Annotated in this window: 21 protein-coding genes; 17 read left to right on the top strand and 4 right to left on the bottom strand. The window is 32.1% G+C overall.

All coding sequences use genetic code 11. The features are described 5' to 3' along the window. Positions 1 to 70 precede the first annotated feature (70 nt). From ABD730_RS01465 to ABD730_RS01480, 4 genes are all read left to right on the top strand, one after another. Positions 71 to 688 carry a bifunctional nuclease family protein gene (locus tag ABD730_RS01465; protein WP_215928441.1) on the top strand — a complete coding sequence of 206 codons (618 nt, stop codon included), beginning with the start codon at positions 71 to 73 and terminating at the stop codon, positions 686 to 688. Between the two features lie 16 nt (positions 689 to 704). Continuing rightward, complete coding sequence (locus tag ABD730_RS01470) at positions 705 to 2,426, top strand: NupC/NupG family nucleoside CNT transporter (RefSeq protein WP_344712055.1); 1,722 nt, start codon at positions 705 to 707, stop codon at positions 2,424 to 2,426. Positions 2,427 to 2,704: 278 nt separating this feature from the next. After that, the gene (locus ABD730_RS01475) at positions 2,705 to 3,529 is read left to right on the top strand and encodes a thymidylate synthase (RefSeq protein WP_334467775.1); all 825 of its coding nucleotides are present in this window, start codon (positions 2,705 to 2,707) and stop codon (positions 3,527 to 3,529) included. 9 nt (positions 3,530 to 3,538) lie between these two features. After that, complete coding sequence (locus tag ABD730_RS01480; protein WP_334467773.1) at positions 3,539 to 3,952, top strand: energy transducer TonB; 414 nt, start codon at positions 3,539 to 3,541, stop codon at positions 3,950 to 3,952. Positions 3,953 to 4,012: 60 nt separating this feature from the next. Here ABD730_RS01480 and ABD730_RS01485 read toward each other — a convergent pair whose 3' ends face one another. Further along, complete coding sequence (locus tag ABD730_RS01485; protein WP_334467771.1) at positions 4,013 to 4,312, bottom strand: isoamylase early set domain-containing protein; 300 nt, start codon at positions 4,310 to 4,312, stop codon at positions 4,013 to 4,015. Positions 4,313 to 4,598: 286 nt separating this feature from the next. Between ABD730_RS01485 and ABD730_RS01490 the strand changes: the two genes are divergently transcribed. Beyond that, entirely contained in the window at positions 4,599 to 5,531 is a 933-nt protein-coding gene (locus tag ABD730_RS01490) for a dihydrofolate reductase (protein ID WP_344712058.1), read from the top strand. A gap of 85 nt (positions 5,532 to 5,616) precedes the next feature. Here the strand turns inward: ABD730_RS01490 and metK are convergent, their stop codons facing one another. After that, positions 5,617 to 6,870 carry a methionine adenosyltransferase gene (metK, locus tag ABD730_RS01495; RefSeq protein WP_215928453.1) on the bottom strand — a complete coding sequence of 418 codons (1,254 nt, stop codon included), beginning with the start codon at positions 6,868 to 6,870 and terminating at the stop codon, positions 5,617 to 5,619. Between the two features lie 558 nt (positions 6,871 to 7,428). Here metK and ABD730_RS01500 point away from each other — a divergent pair. Beyond that, a complete protein-coding gene (locus ABD730_RS01500; protein ID WP_334467766.1) occupies positions 7,429 to 8,520 on the top strand; it encodes an acyloxyacyl hydrolase in 1,092 nt (363 codons plus the stop codon). 42 nt (positions 8,521 to 8,562) lie between these two features. Continuing rightward, positions 8,563 to 9,312, top strand: coding sequence for a head GIN domain-containing protein (locus tag ABD730_RS01505; RefSeq protein ID WP_344712060.1), 750 nt, complete (start codon positions 8,563 to 8,565; stop codon positions 9,310 to 9,312). 185 nt (positions 9,313 to 9,497) lie between these two features. Here the strand turns inward: ABD730_RS01505 and gldA are convergent, their stop codons facing one another. After that, complete coding sequence (gene gldA, locus ABD730_RS01510; RefSeq protein ID WP_334467762.1) at positions 9,498 to 10,391, bottom strand: gliding motility-associated ABC transporter ATP-binding subunit GldA; 894 nt, start codon at positions 10,389 to 10,391, stop codon at positions 9,498 to 9,500. A gap of 358 nt (positions 10,392 to 10,749) precedes the next feature. Between gldA and ABD730_RS01515 the strand changes: the two genes are divergently transcribed. Genes ABD730_RS01515 through ABD730_RS01530 form a run of 4 tightly spaced genes read left to right on the top strand, consistent with a single transcriptional unit; the run spans position 10,750 to position 14,678 of the window. Then, a complete protein-coding gene (locus ABD730_RS01515) occupies positions 10,750 to 11,574 on the top strand; it encodes a prephenate dehydratase (RefSeq protein WP_344712062.1) in 825 nt (274 codons plus the stop codon). Next, entirely contained in the window at positions 11,574 to 12,716 is a 1,143-nt protein-coding gene (locus tag ABD730_RS01520) for a pyridoxal phosphate-dependent aminotransferase (protein WP_344712322.1), read from the top strand. The genes ABD730_RS01515 and ABD730_RS01520 overlap by 1 nt, the downstream gene beginning before the upstream one ends. Before the next feature lie 5 nt (positions 12,717 to 12,721). After that, positions 12,722 to 13,573, top strand: a complete 852-nt coding sequence (locus ABD730_RS01525) for a prephenate dehydrogenase (protein ID WP_344712064.1) — start codon at positions 12,722 to 12,724, stop codon at positions 13,571 to 13,573. 22 nt (positions 13,574 to 13,595) lie between these two features. Then, positions 13,596 to 14,678, top strand: coding sequence for a chorismate mutase (locus tag ABD730_RS01530; RefSeq protein WP_334467756.1), 1,083 nt, complete (start codon positions 13,596 to 13,598; stop codon positions 14,676 to 14,678). Positions 14,679 to 14,719: 41 nt separating this feature from the next. On the opposite strand, the gene ABD730_RS01535 is transcribed toward ABD730_RS01530, so the two are convergent. Further along, positions 14,720 to 15,193 (bottom strand): hypothetical protein, encoded by a 474-nt coding sequence (locus tag ABD730_RS01535; protein ID WP_344712067.1) that lies wholly within the window; start codon positions 15,191 to 15,193, stop codon positions 14,720 to 14,722. Between the two features lie 80 nt (positions 15,194 to 15,273). On the opposite strand from ABD730_RS01535, the gene rsgA reads away from it, so the two are divergent. From rsgA to queA, 6 genes are all read left to right on the top strand, one after another. After that, entirely contained in the window at positions 15,274 to 16,227 is a 954-nt protein-coding gene (gene rsgA / locus ABD730_RS01540; protein WP_334467752.1) for a ribosome small subunit-dependent GTPase A, read from the top strand. Between the two features lie 101 nt (positions 16,228 to 16,328). After that, positions 16,329 to 16,781: a D-aminoacyl-tRNA deacylase gene (dtd, locus tag ABD730_RS01545; protein ID WP_344712069.1), complete on the top strand. Its 453-nt coding sequence runs from the start codon at positions 16,329 to 16,331 to the stop codon at positions 16,779 to 16,781. A 4-nt stretch (positions 16,782 to 16,785) separates the two neighbouring features. Then, positions 16,786 to 16,923, top strand: a complete 138-nt coding sequence (locus tag ABD730_RS01550; RefSeq protein ID WP_344712071.1) for a hypothetical protein — start codon at positions 16,786 to 16,788, stop codon at positions 16,921 to 16,923. Between the two features lie 171 nt (positions 16,924 to 17,094). After that, positions 17,095 to 17,421 carry a nucleotide pyrophosphohydrolase gene (locus ABD730_RS01555; RefSeq protein ID WP_344712073.1) on the top strand — a complete coding sequence of 109 codons (327 nt, stop codon included), beginning with the start codon at positions 17,095 to 17,097 and terminating at the stop codon, positions 17,419 to 17,421. A 33-nt stretch (positions 17,422 to 17,454) separates the two neighbouring features. Then, positions 17,455 to 18,681 (top strand): 3-phosphoshikimate 1-carboxyvinyltransferase, encoded by a 1,227-nt coding sequence (locus tag ABD730_RS01560; protein ID WP_344712075.1) that lies wholly within the window; start codon positions 17,455 to 17,457, stop codon positions 18,679 to 18,681. A gap of 184 nt (positions 18,682 to 18,865) precedes the next feature. After that, positions 18,866 to 19,915: a tRNA preQ1(34) S-adenosylmethionine ribosyltransferase-isomerase QueA gene (gene queA, locus ABD730_RS01565; RefSeq protein ID WP_334467741.1), complete on the top strand. Its 1,050-nt coding sequence runs from the start codon at positions 18,866 to 18,868 to the stop codon at positions 19,913 to 19,915. Positions 19,916 to 19,993: the final 78 nt, after the last annotated feature.

The following is a 19,993-nucleotide window of genomic DNA, read 5'->3' on the forward strand; positions in this document are numbered from 1 at the left end:
AAATTAACCAAATCTGCACAATGCAGTTGGTAAAGTCCAAATTTAAACAGTTCTTTGTGTTTTATAAATTATGAGTTTAGTTCGTTTAAATATCAAAGGCATCTCTTATAGTCAAACCCAGAATGGTGCTTACGCTTTAATACTTAATGAAGTAGATGGTGATCGTAAATTACCAATAGTTATTGGTGCTTTTGAAGCGCAATCTATTGCCATTGCTTTAGAAAAAGAAATTAGACCTCCGCGTCCGCTTACACATGATTTATTTAAAAACTTTGCCGACCGATTTGATATTGTTGTTAAGCAAGTCATTATTCATAAGTTGGTTGATGGTGTATTTTATTCAAGTTTAATTTGCGAACGCGATAAAATTGAAGAAATTATAGATGCCAGAACGAGCGATGCTATTGCATTAGCCTTACGTTTTCAGGCACCAATTTTTACTTACAAAAATATTTTAGATAAAGCAGGAATCTATCTTAAAGTCAATCCTAAAAAGGAAGACGATGAAGAGCAAGATAGTATTCTTGTTGACGACCTTATTGTTGAAGAAATTGAAGCTGCATCTGCAGAACAAGAAGGTTATAAAAATAAATCTCTCGAAGAACTTAATAATCTCTTAGAAGAGGCGGTTAATAATGAAGATTATGAAATGGCTGCCAAAATAAGAGACGAAATTTCTAAACGCTAACTAACACTTATTACATATGAATCAGTTTTTCAAGGCTTTTCTAGCTATTTTTCTAGGGCTTTCGTCAATAACAGCACAGGAACTTGAAAAAACATGGGAGTCTACAGATTCTGAAAGTATGTATACGACTTTGGAGTTCAACAAAGGAGAATTCAATTTTTCTTCTAATACGGTTGATGACTTACAAGGAGATTATATGTACCAAAATAGCTTGCTGGTACTGTATAAAAACGATTCATTAAATACCATAGAAAGGTATAAAATTAGAGAGCTTACAGATTCTACTTTAGTATTCTCAGGAAAAGAGATGCAGTTCAATTTTGTGTCTACTAAAGAAAAAGAAGTAGAGGCTGTTGTATCTCCTAGTGTAACTACAAATGACATTATACCAAATCAAGGTTTTTCTTTTAACAGTTTGTGGAGGGGGATTTTAGGGATGGTGACTCTAATTTTTATTGCGTTTTTATTTAGTAGTAATCGTAGAGCTATCAATTGGAAAACAGTAGGTATTGGATTATTATTTCAATTAATTATCGCTATTGGTGTTTTAAAAATAGATTTTGTAAAAACTGCGTTTGAATTTATAGGCCAAGGGTTTATTGCTATCCTTGGATTTACGCAAGCAGGTAGTGAATTTCTATTTGGAGGGATGTTAGACATTAATTCCTTCGGTTTTATTTTTGCTTTTCAAGTTTTACCAACCATTATATTCTTCTCAGCCTTAACATCTGTATTGTTCTATTTGGGGTTAATTCAGAAAGTCGTAAAAGGTATGGGATGGTTGTTATCTAAAGTTTTAGGGATTTCTGGTCCAGAAAGCTTAAGTGTTGCAGGTAATATTTTCTTAGGTCAGACCGAAGCTCCATTACTTATTAAGGCGTATTTGGAAAAAATGAATAAGTCTGAAATTCTCCTTGTTATGATTGGAGGAATGGCAACAGTTGCAGGTGCTGTATTAGCGGCTTACATTGGCTTTTTAGGTGGTGAAGATGAAGCTTTACAATTATTTTATGCCAAGCATTTATTAGCCGCATCGGTTATGGCTGCACCAGGAGCTATTGTGATTTCAAAAATATTATTTCCGCAAACGGAAGAGGTTAATACAGATGTTGCTGTCTCTCAGGAAAAAATTGGTTCTAATATTTTAGAAGCCATTGCCAACGGAACAACTGAAGGACTAAGATTGGCGGTTAATGTAGGAGCGATGCTATTAGTATTTGTTGCCTTTATTGCCATGATAAATGGAATTCTTGGTGGCATTGCCGGTTTTGATGGATTTACAGTTGAATTCCTAAATATAGATTGGCATTTTACATCTTTAAATGAAATTATAGAAGCTAATACACCATATCAAAGTTTGTCCTTAGAATTTCTTTTGGGTTACTTATTTGCTCCGTTAATGTGGTTAATTGGTGTAGCATCAGAAGATATGGCACTTATGGGACAGTTGCTTGGAATTAAACTAGCAGCAAGTGAGTTTATAGGTTATATTCAATTGGCTGATTTGAAAAATGCTGCAAATGCAACACACCTTACGTATGAGAAGTCTATTATTATGGCAACTTATATGCTTTGTGGATTTGCTAATTTTGCTTCTATAGGAATTCAAATTGGTGGTATTGGGTCTTTAGCACCAGGACAGCGTACACAATTGTCTAAATTTGGAATGAAAGCTTTAATAGGTGGAACGATTGCTTCTTTAATATCTGCGACTATTGCAGGTATGATTATAGGGTAACAAATTGCTGAGAAAGCAGGAATCTCATAATGGTTTAGAATAAACACCACTTCAAATCTAACTCGTTAATAACTTTTAATATCTGCTACATGATATTTCAAGTGATTATTTAACATTTACCTAAATTCGTAATTGCATTTTATAGCATTTGTCACACTTAGCATTACTGAAATGAAACTATATTTTTGTTGAAAGTACATTGCAAAGCAAGGCGAAGTGTCTTATAATATAGGACTTAAGTTTAATTTAAACAGATTCCCACTTTCGTGGGGAATATTATGAAACAATATCACGATTTAGTAAAGCACGTTTTAGCAGAAGGTAATGATAAAGGAGACCGTACAGGTACTGGAACAACAAGTGTTTTTGGTTACCAAATGCGTTTCGATTTAAGCGAAGGTTTTCCAATGGTTACAACCAAAAAACTGCATTTAAAGTCTATTATATACGAATTGCTTTGGTTCTTAAAAGGGGATACCAATATTAAATATCTCAACGATAATGGAGTAAGAATTTGGAATGAATGGGCTGATGAAAATGGAGATTTAGGACCTGTTTATGGCCATCAATGGAGAAATTGGGCAAGTGAAGAAATAGACCAGATTAAAGAGGTTATAACAACTTTAAAAAATAATCCAAACAGCAGAAGAATGTTGGTTTCAGCTTGGAACCCTTCAGTTTTACCAGATACGTCTAAATCATTTTCAGAGAATGTGGCTAATGGTAAGGCAGCTTTACCACCATGTCATGCCTTTTTTCAATTTTATGTAGCAGATGGGAAATTGTCTTGTCAGCTTTACCAACGTAGTGCAGATATCTTTTTAGGTGTGCCTTTCAATATTGGATCTTACGCTTTGTTTACGATGATGATGGCTCAAGTTTGTGGCTATGAAGCAGGAGATTTTATTCACACTTTTGGTGATGCACATATTTACAATAACCATAAGGAACAGCTAGAATTACAATTGTCTAGAGATATTAGACCATTGCCTAAAATGATTTTAAACCCTGAAATAAAAGATATTTTCGACTTTAAATTTGAAGATTTTACATTGGTCGATTACAATCCGCATCCACATATTAAAGGTAAAGTTGCCGTTTAAATTTTCTCTATGAAATTATTTGTATTTGTTATGACCTTTCTTTGCGGCTTATCTTTAAGTGCGCAAGAACGAGAGGATGGTACGTATCCTGTTTTTAGAGGTTGTAAACAAGAATTAAGTTTCGAGGAGACTAAAAAGTGTACATCTGATAAAATCATGGATTATATCAAATTGAGCTTTAACTATGAGTTGGCAGATAAAGTCTTTCCAACGGATTTAACCACCGAATTCTTTGTAGAATTTACCATTAATAAAAAAGGTAAAACAGAACAAATTAATGTAAAAGCACATCATAAAGCTATTGCTATAGATGTGATTCAGTTGATAAAACGTATGCCTAGATTTAAGGCACCAGGAACCGTTAAAGGGAAGCCTGTAGATACACGCTTTGCTTGTTTAATGACGGTTAGATTGTTAGGGTAAAAGAAAAAGCGTCTCAAACTAAATTGAGACGCTTTTTTTTATGTTTTTTATAGAAAAGTCCTATAGATTGATTACGCAATTTTCTTCCCCTGCAAATTCATTATAAGCATAAGAATCAGCCTCGTCGTCATTAATATAAGCTCCATCAATAAGGTATCTGAATTCGTAAGAATTATCACGTGCTAAATCAACAGTACCTTTAAAGGTTCCGTTTTTTAATTTCTTTAATTTAGTCGCTTTTGTAGTATCCCACTGGTTAAAGCTCCCAACAACTGCTACACTTTTAGCCGCTTCTGCAGGGACAGAAAATGTTACCTTACAAACGGGCTTACTTTTTAAATACTGCTTTTTAATTGCCATAATAATAGATTTAATTACAACACAAAAATATAAAAGAATAGCGCATATAATATTGATTAAGTGCTTAAAAACTAAAGAATTATCGATTTCATAAAATTGCCATTAATTTTTATTTAGAATGTAAAATATGAACACTTAATTTATTGGATTGTTAGTGTTAAGCGGAATTGCTTGGTGGCTGATTATCAATGATATCGTTTTCGTTAGAAGCTTTTCTTCAAAGTCTTTAATTCACAATATTGATTTACTAAAAAAACAAGTATCTTTATCTTATTAAATTACGATTATGTTTGGTAAGAAAAAACAGGTTTCAACTATAGATAAAGATCAGTTAGAGCTTATAGAAAACGCTCAAAAACGCATAAAACAAAAAAAGCGTTTGTATATTCATTTTGTTATATTCTTAATTGGTGCTGTATTTTTAATCGTGGCCAATACTGTTTTAGGTATTAAAAAAGATTTTAAGATTGCAGGTATTGATTGGTTTGTGTATGCTATAATTGCATGGTTCTTTTTATTTATTTACCACTTTGTGAGTGTTTTTATAACCAATAAATTTATGGGTAAGGACTGGGAGAAGCAACAACTAGAAAAGTTAGTTAGTGCACAACAGGTACGTATTGATAAATTGAAGCAGAACTTTCTAAAGGAAGAGACTAAAATAGCGCAGACCCAAGCTTACAACGAAGCTAAAAATTTGCCTAACGCTTCAGAAAAAAAAAAATCTAACGAATTAACTATTATTGTTGCTGCAGGAGAAAATAATGCTATCGGAAAAGACAATGATTTAATTTGGCATTTAAGTGACGATCTTAAGCGATTTAAATCCTTAACTAACGGTCATCATATTATTATGGGACGCAAAACGTTTGAAAGTTTTCCAAAACCACTACCTAACAGAACGCATATTGTTATTACGCGACAGGAAGATTATAAGGCGCCAAGTGGAGTCATTATAGTCAATTCATTAGAAGATGCTCTTGATGCTGCAAGACTAGACAAACAACCTTTTATTATTGGCGGTGGAGAAATCTATAAACAAGCTATGCCTTTAGTTGATAAAATTGAAATTACACGTGTTCACTCTGAATTTAAAGATGCTGACACTTTTTTTCCTGAGATAGACAAATCTAAATGGCAAGAAGTGAACAGAACGACTCATAAGGTTGACGAGAAGCATGCCTTTGCGTTTTCTTTTATTACCTATTTAAAAGTATAGAAATGTATGTTTATACAACTTAAAAACCCTAACTAAAATAATTAGTTAGGGTGTTTTTTTGAAATTTTATAAAGTCTATTTAGTTTTAAATATCAAACGCAGCTTTTACTTTATCTACGTAATCTAACTTTTCCCAAGTAAACAATTCTACATCTAAAGTTATAGGTTCTCCATTTGGTTGTTCAAATGTTTTACTTACAACTTCGTTTGTTCTTCCCATATGTCCATAAGCAGCGGTTTCGCTATACATTGGTTGACGTAGTTTTAGTCGTTCTTCTATTGCTGCTGGTCGCATATCAAAAAGCTGTTCTACTTTTTTAGCAATCTCACCATCTGTTAAGTTAAAAGGACAAGTGCCATATGTATCTATAAAAATTCCCATTGGTTCTACAACACCAATAGCATAAGATACTTGCACTAATATTTCTTCACATAACCCAGCTGCAACTAAATTTTTTGCAATATGCCTGGTTGCATACGCTGCACTTCTGTCTACTTTACTTGGATCTTTTCCAGAGAATGCACCTCCACCATGGGCACCTTTTCCTCCATAAGTATCAACAATAATCTTACGACCTGTTAAGCCTGTATCTCCATGCGGTCCGCCAATAACAAATTTACCAGTTGGATTAATGTGGTAAGTTATATCATCATTAAATAATAATTGGATGTGTTCTGGTAAGTTAGCAACTACTCTTGGAATCAATATTTCAACAATATCTTTTCTAATTTTAGCTAACATTTTATCTTCTGCGTCAAAATCATCATGCTGTGTAGAGACTACAATAGAATCTATACGTTGAGGTGTATTGTCATCGCTATATTCAATTGTTACTTGACTTTTAGAATCTGGGCGTAAATAGGTGATATCTTTATTTTCGCGACGTAATTCTGCCAATGCTTTTAAAATTCTATGCGATAAATCTAAGGCCAAAGGCATATAGTTATCGGTTTCGTTTGTTGCGTAGCCAAACATCATTCCTTGGTCGCCAGCGCCTTGTTCTTCTTTGGTTGCTCTATCAACACCGCGATTTATGTCTTCTGACTGTTCGTGTATAGCTGAAAATACTCCACAAGAATTGCCATCAAACATATAGGCACTTTTAGTATAACCTATTTTGTTTATGGTATCTCTTGCAATTTTCTGAACATCTAAATAAGTATTCGATTTTACTTCACCTGCAAGCACTACTTGTCCTGTGGTTACTAAGGTTTCGCAAGCGACTTTAGATTCTGGGTCAAAGGCTAAAAAATTATCAATTAAAGCATCACTAATTTGATCTGCTACTTTGTCTGGATGGCCTTCAGAAACACTTTCTGAGGTAAATAAATATGGCATAAATTCCTATGTTTAGGTTATGGTTATTTGCTGAAAAACTTAGATTACAAGTCGCTAGAGAAGTACATAACTTACTGCTTTAGCATTTTTTATTCTGAAATAATTTCAGAATCTGCTCTTTAAAGAACAGGTACTGAAAATGGTTTCAGTACTAGAGGTTGCAATCAGACAAATTTTTCCTCTTAAATTTTAATAAGGCAAAAGTAGAAAAATTAAATGGAATGAAGATTTAATAACGTAATTAAGTTAGATCTCTAGTTTGTAAATTAGAGAATTAATTCTGTGTTTAATATTAATTAAGCACATAAATAGATAACTATTTCTTAGGCTTTAATTAACAAACAAAAAGACTTTTAATGAGATATTTGTACTGTATTATTAAGCCTCAGAAAAGATGAAATTAATTAAAAAGCATAAGTCAGATTTTAAATTTGCAGTGCAAATTGTGTTGCTAACAGTTGTTTCTTTACTAGCGTCACTTTTTGTGTCATAGTTTAGATTTTAGAATACAATTATTAATTGTATTTATTGATTATTTTTGCTGCTCAATAATAGTCAATGCGGAATTTATTAAGTATAATTTTATTACTCACCTCAGTTGTGCTCTACGCACAAGACGATAAAAAAAATACGTATTTCGATTTCAATTATTTTGGTGGAAACATAGCACTTCACAACAATGATATTCTCCACTTAATTAAAGGTCACCCAGAAGGTTTTGTTTTTAGTTTTAATAAAAAAACTTACGGAAACAAAGTTTGGGAGCAACGCTATAATTATCCAGAATACGGCGTGTCTTTTATGTATCAAGATTTAAAAAATGATGTATTAGGGAATAATATTGGACTCTACGGACATTACAATTTTTATTTTTTTAAGCGCCATTTAATGTTGCGTATTGCTCAAGGTTTAGTGTATAGTACTAATCCTTACGATAAATATGAAAATCCAAAAAATATTGCATTTGGATCTGATATTTTGAGTTCAACCTATCTAATGTTCAATTATAAAAAAGACCGCCTTTTTAATGGATTTGGTTTTCAAACCGGTGTTACCTTAGTGCATTATTCTAATGCCAATGTAAAGGCACCAAACACAAGTGTTAATACCATTTCGTTTAATCTGGGTTTAACTTATAATTTAGCATCAGAAGATAAAGATTTTATTACTGATAGTGTTGATGGTAAATTCACTGAAAAGATAAAATATAATTTAGCTTTTAGGTCTGGTATTAACGAAAGTGATATTATAGGTAGTGGCCAATATTCCTTTTATGTGCTTTCGGCTTATGCAGATAAACGATTAAGCCATTATAGCGCTATTCAGTTTGGTACAGATGTGTTCTTTTCTAATTTTTTGAAAGAACTAATTTATTACCAATCGGTTGCATATCCTGAATTAAATGTAAACAGAGATGATGACTATAAACGCGTCGGATTATTTGTAGGGCACGAATTATTTGTCAATAAAATGTCTGTTGAAACTCAAGTAGGCTATTATGTGTATTATCCTTATGATTTTGAAGGGAGAACTTATTTAAGGATTGGTTTAAAGCGCTATTTTGGCAAGACCTTATTTGGAGCCGTTACGCTAAAATCGCATGGTGCAAAAGCTGAAGCTGTTGAGTTTGGTGTAGGAGTAAGGCTGTAAGTTTAATATTTAGTAAAGGCACTTTTAAAATTTTATAAATACATGAATAAGATAATTTTATACATACTTACGCTTTTTCTATTTTGTGCTTGCAATAGTGAAGATGTTAATGATTGTTTTCAAGCTTCAGGTAATATTATACAGCAAGAGGTTGTTGTGTTAGACTTTGAGCGTATTATTGTTAATAGAGATATTGAATTAATAATTAAAGAAGCTCCAGAATATAAAGTGATTATTGAAACAGGGGAACATTTAATTAACGATGTTAAGGTTGAAGTTATTGGTAACCAACTGGTATTAACAGATCATAATTCTTGTAATTATGTAAGAGATTATGGTATCACTAAAATTTATGTTGAAGCACCAAACCTTAAAGAAATAAGAACATCAACCCAATATTCTATTTCTTCAGATGGAGTTTTAAATTACAATACCCTAAACTTGTATTCAGAAGATTTTAATGGGATAAGTGAGTTTGCAGTTGGTGATTTTAGACTCCAAATTAATTCAGAAAGACTAAATATTGAGTCCAATAATCTTTCCTTTTATTATATAAGGGGTGTTGTAGAAGATTTATTTGTGGGCTTTTATTCCGGTTCTGGTCGTTTTGAAGGAGAACACTTATTGGCTCAAAACGTTCATGTTTTTCATCGTAGTAGTAATGATATGGTTGTAAATCCACAACAAAAGCTTACAGGAAATCTTAAAAGTACAGGTAATTTAATTTCTGTTAATGAACCTCCCATTGTAGAAGTTGAGCGGTTTTATACAGGACAGTTGTTGTTTGAATAAACCGTAAATGGTTTCAATACTACAAATCTTATAAATAATTTAGAATACTTATGTGTTTATGCCAAGCGTTATTAAAAACAGTTTTAAACTTTTAGGTTTTAAGAATAAAACACCAATGTATAAGAGGTGCTTGTATATTTAGGTAAAGATTAAAAACTGCTATAACAAGCTTTATTACTGCAGGCCTATTTTGTTAGTTCTTGAAACAAGCTTTCTAAACTCGCGTTTTTCTGGTTTAGTTGTAGAATTTTTAAATCATTATCATGTGCAAAATCAAATACATGAGAGCGCATGTCTTCTTTGGTAGAAAAGGTGATTTCGTAAATAAAATCGTGTGTGTTTTTTACCGCATCTACTTTTGGAAGTTTTAAGAGAAATGCATCTTCAACTCTATAATCAAATTCAACAATCACAACCTGCTGTTGGCCATCTCTTAAATCCTTCAAATATTTATCTGCAACAACTTCACCTTTATTTATAATAATAACACGGTCGCACATAGCTTCAACTTCTTGCATGATATGTGTAGAAAGAAAAATGGTTTTTTCTTTACCAATAGTTCTAATTAAGTTTCTGATATCTACTAATTGATTAGGATCTAAACCTGTTGTTGGCTCATCTAAAATTAAAACGTCCGGATTGTGTAATAAGGCATTTGCTAAGCCAACACGTTGTCTATAACCTTTAGAAAGTTGGCCAATTTTTTTGTGTGCTTCAGGAGTTAACCCAGTTAGTTCAATAACTTCATTAATTCTGGATTTAGGAGTGCCATACACATTTGCGTTAAAATTTAAATATTCTTTAACGTATAACTCGGTGTACAACGGATTGTGTTCTGGTAAATAACCAACACTACTTTGCACATTCTTTTTATCGGAAGTTACATCAAACCCATTTACACTAGCAGAACCTTCAGAAGCTTCAATGTACGTGGTTAAGATTTTCATCATGGTCGATTTTCCTGCACCATTAGGACCTAAAAAACCAACAATTTCAGCATCGTTTACTTTAAAAGAAACATTGTTAAGTGCTTTTTGGTTTTTGTATAGTTTTGTAATGTTTTGAACTTCAATAGACATATAGAAAGAAATTTAGTCAAAAATAAGTAATTCAGAATAGTGTATCACAAATATTGATAATTCTTTAAAACTTTAGAATATTTCTCAAAAAAGCATTTCAACAATTTTGATTTGTAAAAATAATAATTACATTAGCATTATAATTATAGATTTCCACAGATGTGGAAAATGAATATGAACATATCTAGAGCATATTATAACTGGTTTTATTTCTTTTTTAGTTAAAGGAACGAGACTGAGTATGTTTTATTTAAAATATAGTTTTAAAAGTCTCGATTTAATCGAGACTTTTTTTGTTTCAGCATTTTTGAAGTTGAAATAATTCTGGATAAGATTCAGAATTTAAAAGATAAAAAATTTGAAAAAACCAATAGCCATACAAGGAGTAAAAGGATCATTTCATCACGAAGTGGCTCAGCAATATTTTAGTGACACTACAGAAGTTGTAGAGTGTATGTCTTTTGACAGTACTGTAGAACGTCTGTTAAATGCAGATACAGATTTTATTGTAATGGCATTAGAGAATTCTATAGCAGGTTCAATAATTCCTAATTATGCACTTATTGATACTCATAATTTAAGAATAGTCGGTGAGCATTATTTAGATATTCAGCATAATTTATTAGCGTTAAACAATCAGTCTATAGCAGATATTACAGAGGTACATTCGCACCCAATGGCATTATTGCAATGTAAAGTTTTTTTTAAAAAATACCCGCAGATAAAACTGGTAGAAGCTAAGGATACAGCAGATGTTGCAAAACAGATTTCAGAGCAAAATATAAAAGGAATTGCAGCTATTGCAAGTAAAAATGCAGGAAAGTTATATGGTTTAAAGGTTTTGGCAGAAAGTATTCAAACGATAAAACACAACGAAACGCGTTTTGTTATTGTAAAGCGCGATAATGATGAAATAGTGCCAGATGAAGTCAATAAAGCATCACTAAAATTTGAATTAGATCACAAGCGAGGAAGTTTGGCTGCAATTTTAAATGTGCTGAGCGATTGTAAACTCAACCTTACTAAAATACAATCGTTACCAAAAATTGAAACCCCTTGGAAATATGCTTTTTTTGTTGATGTAAGATTTGAAACATATAAAGACTTTGAAAAAGCTAAATCCATTATAAATTTAATGGCAGAAAATTTTAAAGTGTTGGGAGAATATAAAAATACAAGATGATGATAGAAGTTGCTAAACGTTTACAGAGTGTTCAAGAATACTACTTTTCTAAAAAGTTGAGAGAGGTTGCGCTTTTAAAAGCGCAAGGAAAGCCAATCATAAACTTAGGTATTGGTAGTCCGGATTTAGAGCCACCTTTTAAAGCTACGATGTTGCTTCAAGATAGTTTAATAGATGAGAAAGCACACCAATATCAAAGCTATCAAGGCTTGCCTGAATTGAGAGAAGGAATTTCTGATTTTTATAAAAACCATTATAATGTCAATTTAAGTGCTCAAACAGAAGTATTGCCATTAATGGGGAGTAAGGAAGGGATTATGCATATTTCTATGGCTTTTTTAAACAAAGGGGATAAGGTTTTAGTTCCAAATCCTGGTTACCCAACTTATGCGTCTGTAACTAAATTATTGGAAGCAAAACCTATTTATTACGACTTAAATGAAAAAGATAATTGGTTGCCAGATTTTATAGCATTAGAACGTTTAGATTTAAAGCGTGTAAAAATTATGTGGATTAATTATCCGCACATGCCAACAGGTGTGAATGCTACAAATAAGTTTTATGATCGCGTAATTGCCTTTGGAAAACGGCATGATATTTTAATAGTAAATGATAATCCATACAGTTTTATATTAAATGAAAAGCCAATAAGTATTTTAAGATATAAAAATGCAAAAAACGTGTGTTTAGAGTTGAATTCGTTAAGTAAAACGTTTAATATGGCTGGTTGGCGCGTTGGAATGTTAGTTGGTAATTACGATTTTGTAAACGCAGTATTACGCGTAAAAAGCAATATGGATTCAGGAATGTTTTATGGCATTCAAAAAGGAGCAATTGAGGCTTTAAAATGTTCAGACATGTGGTTTAAAAGCTTGAATAGTGTGTATAAAAAACGGCGAGAATTAATCTGGAAATTAGCAGAAAACCTTAATTGTATTTATGATAAAGATGCCACAGGCTTATTTGTTTGGGCAAAATTACCACCTCATATAAAATCTGAAGAATTTACAGATTTGGTTTTAAAAGAACATTCAATTTTTATAACACCAGGAACCGTTTTTGGAAGTAATGGAGAAGGATATGTACGTTTTTCGTTATGTGCTTCTGAAGAAGTTATAGAAGAAGCAATAGCAAGAGTTTAGTAAGTATGAACAATATTTTTATAATAGGAGTTGGATTAATTGGCGGCAGTTTTGCGTTTGATGTAAAAGCATTACATCCAAAATGTAAGGTTTTTGGTATTGATTCAACTGAAGCACATCTTGAAGAGGCTTTGCAATTAGGAGTTATTGATGAAAAAGCACATTTTGAAGATTTAAATAAAGCAGACGTTGTAATTATAGCGATTCCTGTAGATGCAACTTTAGAGGTTTTGCCTAAAGTGTTAGATCATATTTCTGAGGATGCCATTGTTTTTGATGTGGGATCTACTAAAGAAGATATTTGTGATATAGTGAGAAATCACCCTAAGCGCAGAAATTATTTAGCAGCACATCCTATTGCAGGTACAGAACATTCTGGTCCAAAAGCCGCAATTCGTAATTTGTATAAAAACAAGACGAATATTATTTGTGAAGTAGAAGAAACAGCCTTCAAACTTCAAGAAAAAGCATTAAAGTTGTTTTCAGATTTAGGGATGAGAATTCGTTATATGAACCCTAAAGCACACGATAAACATATTGCTTATGTCTCACATTTATCGCATATCAGTGCGTTTATGTTGGGAAAAACAGTGATTGATAAAGAAAGAAATGAACGCGATATCTTTGATATGGCAGGTAGTGGTTTTGCGAGTACAGTGCGTTTAGCAAAGAGTTCACCAGCGATGTGGACACCAATTTTTAAACAAAATAAAACAAATGTTATAGAGACTTTAGACGAGTATATTAATAATCTAAAACATTTTAAACAACTGATGGAAGACGATGATTTTGAAGCTGTTTATAACGAAATGGATAAAACAAATCATATAAAAGACATATTAAACGGAATACAATAGTAATTAAGAATAAAAAGCAAAAATGGAAAATAAGAAAGAAATGAGAACCTGGTTGGATGCTATGAATCTAGATCATCCTTTAGTGATAGCAGGACCATGTAGTGCAGAAACTGAAGAACAAGTATTAAAAATAGCACACGAGCTAAAAGATACAGATGTTAATTACTATAGAGCAGGTATTTGGAAACCAAGAACGCGTCCGGGTAATTTTGAAGGAGTAGGAGCATTAGGCTTAAAATGGTTGCAAAAAGTAAAGGCAGAAACAGGAATGAAAACCTGTACAGAAGTTGCAAATGCAGCACATGTAAAATTAGCTTTAGAGCATGATGTCGATTTATTATGGATTGGTGCACGTTCTACTGTAAGCCCTTTTATAATGCAAGAAATTGCCGATGCCTTACAAGGAACCGATAAAATTGTATTGGTTAAAAATCCAGTAAATCCAGATTTATCATTATGGTTAGGTGGAATTGAACGATTATATTCTGCGGGAATTAAAAATTTAGGTGCTATACATAGAGGGTTTTCTACGTATGAAAAATCTAAATATAGAAATATACCAGAATGGCAATTGGCTATTGAGTTTCAAAATAGATTTCCAGATTTGCCTTTGATTAATGACCCTTCTCATATTACAGGGAATAGAGATATGATTTTAGAGGTTTCTCAAACAGCCTTAGATCTTAATTTTGACGGCTTAATGGTAGAAACACATTTTGATCCTGAAAATGCATGGAGTGATGCTGCACAGCAGGTAACGCCAAGTAGTCTTGTTCAGATAATGAAAGATTTAAAGATTAGAAAAGAATCAGATCCTGAAGCAGAATACAATTCAGAACTTAATAACTTAAGAGCACAGATTGATGTTGTCGATAATCAAATTATCGAATTACTTGGTAAACGTATGAAAGTTGCAGATGGTATTGGTTTACTTAAAAAACAAAAGAATGTTGCCGTGTTACAAAACAAGCGATGGAACGAAATTTTAGGTAAAATGGTGTTAGAAGGTGATGAAAAAGGACTAAGCGAAGAGTTTATTTTACGCATGTTTAAGGCGATTCACCAAGAATCAATTAACCATCAAGAAAAGATTATAAATAACTAAAACTTAAAGGCTCGCCATTAGCGAGCCTTTTTTATATGTCATTATTTTACACGCTTAAATGTATAACGCGTTACAAAAATACCTTGACCATCGCCTTTACCACTATCACTTTCTACAGCACTATTTATAAACATAAGTTCCCAACCTTCTTTTGCCATAGACGTAAGTTTAGAACTAACAACGGCATCATTAGCAACAATATTTTGAAAACGGATACCACCAATATTATAAAAGTTTAATAATTTAGTTTCCTCAAAATCCTTGACACGTATATCGCCACGCTTAGATTTGTTTCTGCTATTATCTTCTTCGGTTTGACCAGAGGTGAAATCTTCGTAATTTCTATCAATATTAGAGGATATCAAACGTGAACGTCCCAATCCATTAGATACAATAGACTCTATACTAGTAATGACCTTATATTCAACTTCAGGAATGGTGTCTTCTTCCTGAACAAAGGAGAAGGAAATAAAGCCCGCAATGAGTAATCCAATAATCAATAAATTTTTTTTCATAAAGAATGTTTTTAAGTTTAAGACTCTAAATTAAGTATTTTTTTAGTTTAAAATCGTTTCTTTGTTATACTATAAAAAACATGACAGGAACAGTATATAAATCTACAGGCAGTTGGTACACTGTAAAAAACCTTAACGGTAAATTCTATGAATGTAGAATTAAAGGCCGTTTTAGGTTGGATGGTATTAAAAGTACCAACCCAATTGCTGTTGGCGATAAAGTAGAGTTTGAGCTAGAAACAAAAAATAATACCGAAACAGGAGTTATAAACCGAATTGAAGAACGTAAAAACTATATTGTTAGAAAATCGGTAAATCTATCTAAGCAAACGCATATAATTGCGTCAAATATTGATCTGGTATTTTTATTAGTAACCATAGACAATCCACCAACATTTACTACGTTTATAGATCGTTTTTTAGTTACAGCAGAAGCCTATGATATTAAAACAGTTTTACTTTTTAATAAAATAGATACTTATAACGAAGAAACGTTGTTAGAAGTAAAGTATTTAGCAAGTATATACCGCGCAATTGGTTATGAGTGTATAGGTATTTCTGCAACCACAGGAAAAAACATAGACAAAGTAAAAGCTTTAATGAAAGGCAATGTAAGCATGTTTGCTGGTCATTCAGGAGTTGGTAAGTCTACCTTGGTAAATGCTATTGAGCCCTCTTTAGACTTAAAAACAAAAGCGATTTCAACACAACATAGCCAAGGACAACACACCACAACATTTGCTGAGATGTTCGATTTAAGCTTTGATGCCAAAATAATTGATACACCAGGTATAAAAGGTTTTGGAGTGGTTGATATGGAAAAAGAAGAAGTGGGCGATTATTTCCCTGAGTTTTTTGCACTAAAGCAAGATTGTAAGTTTAATAATTGTATTCACTTAAACGAACCAAAATGTGCCGTAAAAGAGGCTTTAGAAGCGAATAAGGTATCTTATTCAAGGTATAAAAGTTATGTTCAAATCTTAGAAGGAGAAGATGAGCATTACAGAACTGATAATTGGGATGATGCGCAGTAAGCAATTTTCTTTTATAGTAAGGTATATGTATTAAAAGGAATATCTCTTCAAAATAACAGTAGGTCTAATTTTAAAAAATTCCCATGTTTTTGGGCAATGATATGAAAATAGTAATACAAAGGGTTTCTAAAGCAAGTGTTACCATTAAAAGCAATAAAGTTGCAGAAATAGATAATGGTCTTTTGATTCTGTTAGGTGTTGTAAACGAAGACAGCCAAGAAGATATTAATTGGCTCTGTAATAAAATAACCAATCTTCGTATTTTTCCTGATGAAGACGGAGTGATGAACAAATCATTAAAAGATGCAGAAGGTGATGTAATTTTGGTAAGTCAATTTACGCTTCATGCTAGTACAAAAAAAGGAAATAGACCAAGTTATATAAAAGCAGCAAAACCAGATGTAGCTATTCCGTTGTATGAAAGTTTTATAGAAACGCTTCAAAAGACTTTGGGAAAAAAGATACAAACCGGAGAATTCGGCGCAGATATGAAAGTGCACTTAGTTAATGATGGTCCAGTAACTATTATCATCGATTCTAAAAATAAAGAGTGATATCATGGCATCACTATTTGGTCATGGATTGGTCGCTTATACAACCTCTATACTTGTAGATTCTAAATCGAGTAGATTGCTTTTAATACTGGCAATCAGTTCTGCAGTATTACCAGACTTATATACAATTCAAAAACTCTGACGTTAAGTTTACTTATCTTGCGCAACAAAATGGAAATTATTTACAATTAAAAGTTCAATTAGATATCGTTAATACACTTATTTTACCAGAAAATTATAAAGGTTTTAAGGCTTTTTATACTAAAATTGTAGAGAAACAAGCAGAACAAATTATACTAACTAAAAACTAAATATGAACATTAAAAACGCACAAAAAGAAGTTGATGATTGGATTAATGCACATGGCGTACGTTATTTTAACGAGCTTACTAATATGGCTCAATTAACAGAAGAGGTTGGAGAGGTTGCACGAATTATTGCCAGACGTTATGGTGAGCAAAGTGAAAAAGAAAGTGATAAAGATAAAGATTTAGGTGAAGAACTATCTGATGTTATGTTTGTTGTACTTTGCTTAGCCAATCAAACAGGTATTGATTTACAAGAAGCTTTTGATAAAAAAATGCATAAGAAAACAAAACGCGATCATAACAGGCATCATAATAACGAGAAATTAAAGTAGTTTTGTCATATCAACCTATTTTAGAGATGCCTTATGGACATTAATATCCAAAAATCAAAACTTCAAAATCAACAAACGATTCAAATCACAGGATCTAAAAGCGAATCTAACCGATTATTGTTATTGCAAGCTTTATATCCTCAGATTAGTATTAAGAACATCTCTAATTCAGATGACTCGGTGTTAATGCAAAAGGCTTTAACTTCAACAGATCAGCTTATAGATATCCATCACGCAGGTACAGCTATGCGATTTCTTACAGCTTATTTCTCTATTCAAAAGGGCAGAGAAGTAACAATAACAGGATCTAAACGAATGAAAGAACGCCCAATTAAAATATTGGTCGATGCTCTAAAAACCCTTGGAGCAGATATTACATATTTAGAAAATGATGGTTTCCCTCCATTAAAAATAGTTGGGAACACATTAAATAAAAAAGAAGTCGCTTTAGATGCTAATGTCAGTAGTCAATATATTTCTGCACTATTGCTTATTGCGTCTAAATTAGAAAATGGTTTAGAGCTTACTTTAAAAGGTAAAATAACCTCTGTGCCATATATCAATATGACATTGAGTTTATTAAATGAAATAGATGTTAAAACGAGTTTTATTGATAATATCATTTCTGTAAAACCTCAAACATCAGAGATTAAACCTTGCACTTTAACAGTGGAGTCAGATTGGTCTTCTGCTTCTTATTTTTATAGTGTTATTGCATTAAGTGATGTTGGTAAAGAACTAACAATAGCATCTTATAAAGAAAAAAGCTTACAAGGAGATTCTGTTTTGGCAACCATTTATAAAAAGTTTGGAGTTACAACCACTTTTTTAGACGATGCCATAACCCTTCGTAAATCGTCAAGTGTTGAAACAAAAACTATTATCAAATTAGATTTAAGTAATGCACCAGATATAGCACAAACTATAGCTGTTACCGCATTTGGTTTAGGGTTAGAATGTCATATGATAGGTTTACATACGCTAAAAATTAAAGAGACAGATCGTTTAGTCGCACTTAAAACAGAATTAGAAAAATTAGGAGCTCAGGTAGAAATTACAGAAAACGCATTGCATTTAAAAGCTTCAAATAAAATAACAACCGACGTTTCAATCGCAACTTATAACGATCATAGAATGGCTATGGCCTTTGCACCATTAGGATTAAAAACAACATTGGCAATAAAAAATGCAGAGGTCGTAAGTAAATCTTATCCGCAATTTTGGGAAGATTTTAAAACCATAGGATTTAGTATAACATAACGATTTATTAAAAATCTAATCTCAGAATTAAAACCACTAACCATCTGTAAATTTCTGTTTTATTAGTTCAATTAACTGATCTAACGTTTTTTTAAGCCACTCAAAGTAAAATAAACACCTATTTACTTGACAAGGCCTATGTTGAGATTGTATATTTGCTAATTCTAAAAAAATAATAAAATACATGAAATTATCACACTTTAGTTTTGACCTTCCAGACGAATTACTAGCCGAGCATCCTGCTGAACACAGAGATGAATCTAGGTTAATGGTATTGAATAGAGAAAAACAAACTATAGAACACAAACTTTTCAAAGACATTATCGATTATTTTGATGAAGGTGATGTGATGATAATGAATGATACTAAAGTTTTTCCAGCACGTTTATACGGTAATAAAGAAAAAACAGGAGCACGTATCGAAGTGTTTTTATTACGCGAATTAAACCAAGACCAACGTCTTTGGGATGTATTAGTAGATCCTGCTCGTAAAATTAGAATTGGTAATAAATTATATTTTGGCGAAGACGAAACTCTTGTTGCTGAGGTTATAGATAATACAACTTCAAGAGGTAGAACCTTACGTTTCCTTTATGACGGGTCTTATATGGACTTTAGAACAAAATTAACGGAGCTTGGTGAAACACCTTTACCAAAATATATTAATAGAGCTGTAGAGCCAGAAGATGAAGAGCGCTATCAAACCATATATGCAAAAAACGAAGGAGCAGTAGCAGCACCAACAGCAGGTTTACATTTCTCTAAACATTTATTAAAACGTTTAGAAATTAAAGGTGTAGAGACGGCAGAAGTGACATTACATGTTGGTTTAGGAACTTTTAACCCTGTTGAGGTAGAGGATTTATCTAAGCACAAAATGGATAGCGAAGAGATTATTATTACAAAACAAGCTGCAGATATAGTAAATAGAGGAATAGAAAATAAAAAACGTGTATGTGCTGTTGGTACAACATCAATGCGTACCGTTGAAAGTTCTGTGTCTTCAAACGGAAGACTTAATGAATTTGAAGGCTGGACCAATAAATTTATTTTCCCACCTTACGATTTTAGTATTGCAAATTGTATGATTACTAATTTTCATACACCAAAATCAACCTTATTAATGATGACATCTGCTTTTGCAGGTCATGATTTTATTAAAAAGGCTTATGAAGAAGCAGTAAAAGAAAAGTATAAATTCTATTCTTATGGTGATGCGATGCTTATCATCTAAAATAAGAATATACCCTATATTTAAAAGCCTCTTAGTTGAGGCTTTTTTATTTGTGTAAGAAAACCAAATTCATTTAAG

It is taken from the genome of Winogradskyella damuponensis, assembly GCF_039538385.1.
Classification (GTDB): domain Bacteria; phylum Bacteroidota; class Bacteroidia; order Flavobacteriales; family Flavobacteriaceae; genus Winogradskyella; species Winogradskyella damuponensis.

What these genes read in the sequence shown, in the direction of transcription:
- ABD730_RS01465 (WP_215928441.1), top strand. Translation starts at nt 71, where the DNA reads ATGAGTTTAGTTCGTTTAAATATCAAAGGCATCTCTTATAGTCAAACC.
- ABD730_RS01470 (WP_344712055.1), top strand. Translation starts at nt 705, where the DNA reads ATGAATCAGTTTTTCAAGGCTTTTCTAGCTATTTTTCTAGGGCTTTCG.
- ABD730_RS01475 (WP_334467775.1), top strand. Translation starts at nt 2,705, where the DNA reads ATGAAACAATATCACGATTTAGTAAAGCACGTTTTAGCAGAAGGTAAT.
- ABD730_RS01480 (WP_334467773.1), top strand. Translation starts at nt 3,539, where the DNA reads ATGAAATTATTTGTATTTGTTATGACCTTTCTTTGCGGCTTATCTTTA.
- ABD730_RS01485 (WP_334467771.1), bottom strand. Translation starts at nt 4,312, where the DNA reads ATGGCAATTAAAAAGCAGTATTTAAAAAGTAAGCCCGTTTGTAAGGTA.
- ABD730_RS01490 (WP_344712058.1), top strand. Translation starts at nt 4,599, where the DNA reads ATGTTTGGTAAGAAAAAACAGGTTTCAACTATAGATAAAGATCAGTTA.
- metK (WP_215928453.1), bottom strand. Translation starts at nt 6,870, where the DNA reads ATGCCATATTTATTTACCTCAGAAAGTGTTTCTGAAGGCCATCCAGAC.
- ABD730_RS01500 (WP_334467766.1), top strand. Translation starts at nt 7,429, where the DNA reads ATGCGGAATTTATTAAGTATAATTTTATTACTCACCTCAGTTGTGCTC.
- ABD730_RS01505 (WP_344712060.1), top strand. Translation starts at nt 8,563, where the DNA reads ATGAATAAGATAATTTTATACATACTTACGCTTTTTCTATTTTGTGCT.
- gldA (WP_334467762.1), bottom strand. Translation starts at nt 10,391, where the DNA reads ATGTCTATTGAAGTTCAAAACATTACAAAACTATACAAAAACCAAAAA.
- ABD730_RS01520 (WP_344712322.1), top strand. Translation starts at nt 11,574, where the DNA reads ATGATAGAAGTTGCTAAACGTTTACAGAGTGTTCAAGAATACTACTTT.
- ABD730_RS01525 (WP_344712064.1), top strand. Translation starts at nt 12,722, where the DNA reads ATGAACAATATTTTTATAATAGGAGTTGGATTAATTGGCGGCAGTTTT.
- ABD730_RS01530 (WP_334467756.1), top strand. Translation starts at nt 13,596, where the DNA reads ATGGAAAATAAGAAAGAAATGAGAACCTGGTTGGATGCTATGAATCTA.
- ABD730_RS01535 (WP_344712067.1), bottom strand. Translation starts at nt 15,193, where the DNA reads ATGAAAAAAAATTTATTGATTATTGGATTACTCATTGCGGGCTTTATT.
- rsgA (WP_334467752.1), top strand. Translation starts at nt 15,274, where the DNA reads ATGACAGGAACAGTATATAAATCTACAGGCAGTTGGTACACTGTAAAA.
- dtd (WP_344712069.1), top strand. Translation starts at nt 16,329, where the DNA reads ATGAAAATAGTAATACAAAGGGTTTCTAAAGCAAGTGTTACCATTAAA.
- ABD730_RS01550 (WP_344712071.1), top strand. Translation starts at nt 16,786, where the DNA reads ATGGCATCACTATTTGGTCATGGATTGGTCGCTTATACAACCTCTATA.
- ABD730_RS01555 (WP_344712073.1), top strand. Translation starts at nt 17,095, where the DNA reads ATGAACATTAAAAACGCACAAAAAGAAGTTGATGATTGGATTAATGCA.
- ABD730_RS01560 (WP_344712075.1), top strand. Translation starts at nt 17,455, where the DNA reads ATGGACATTAATATCCAAAAATCAAAACTTCAAAATCAACAAACGATT.
- queA (WP_334467741.1), top strand. Translation starts at nt 18,866, where the DNA reads ATGAAATTATCACACTTTAGTTTTGACCTTCCAGACGAATTACTAGCC.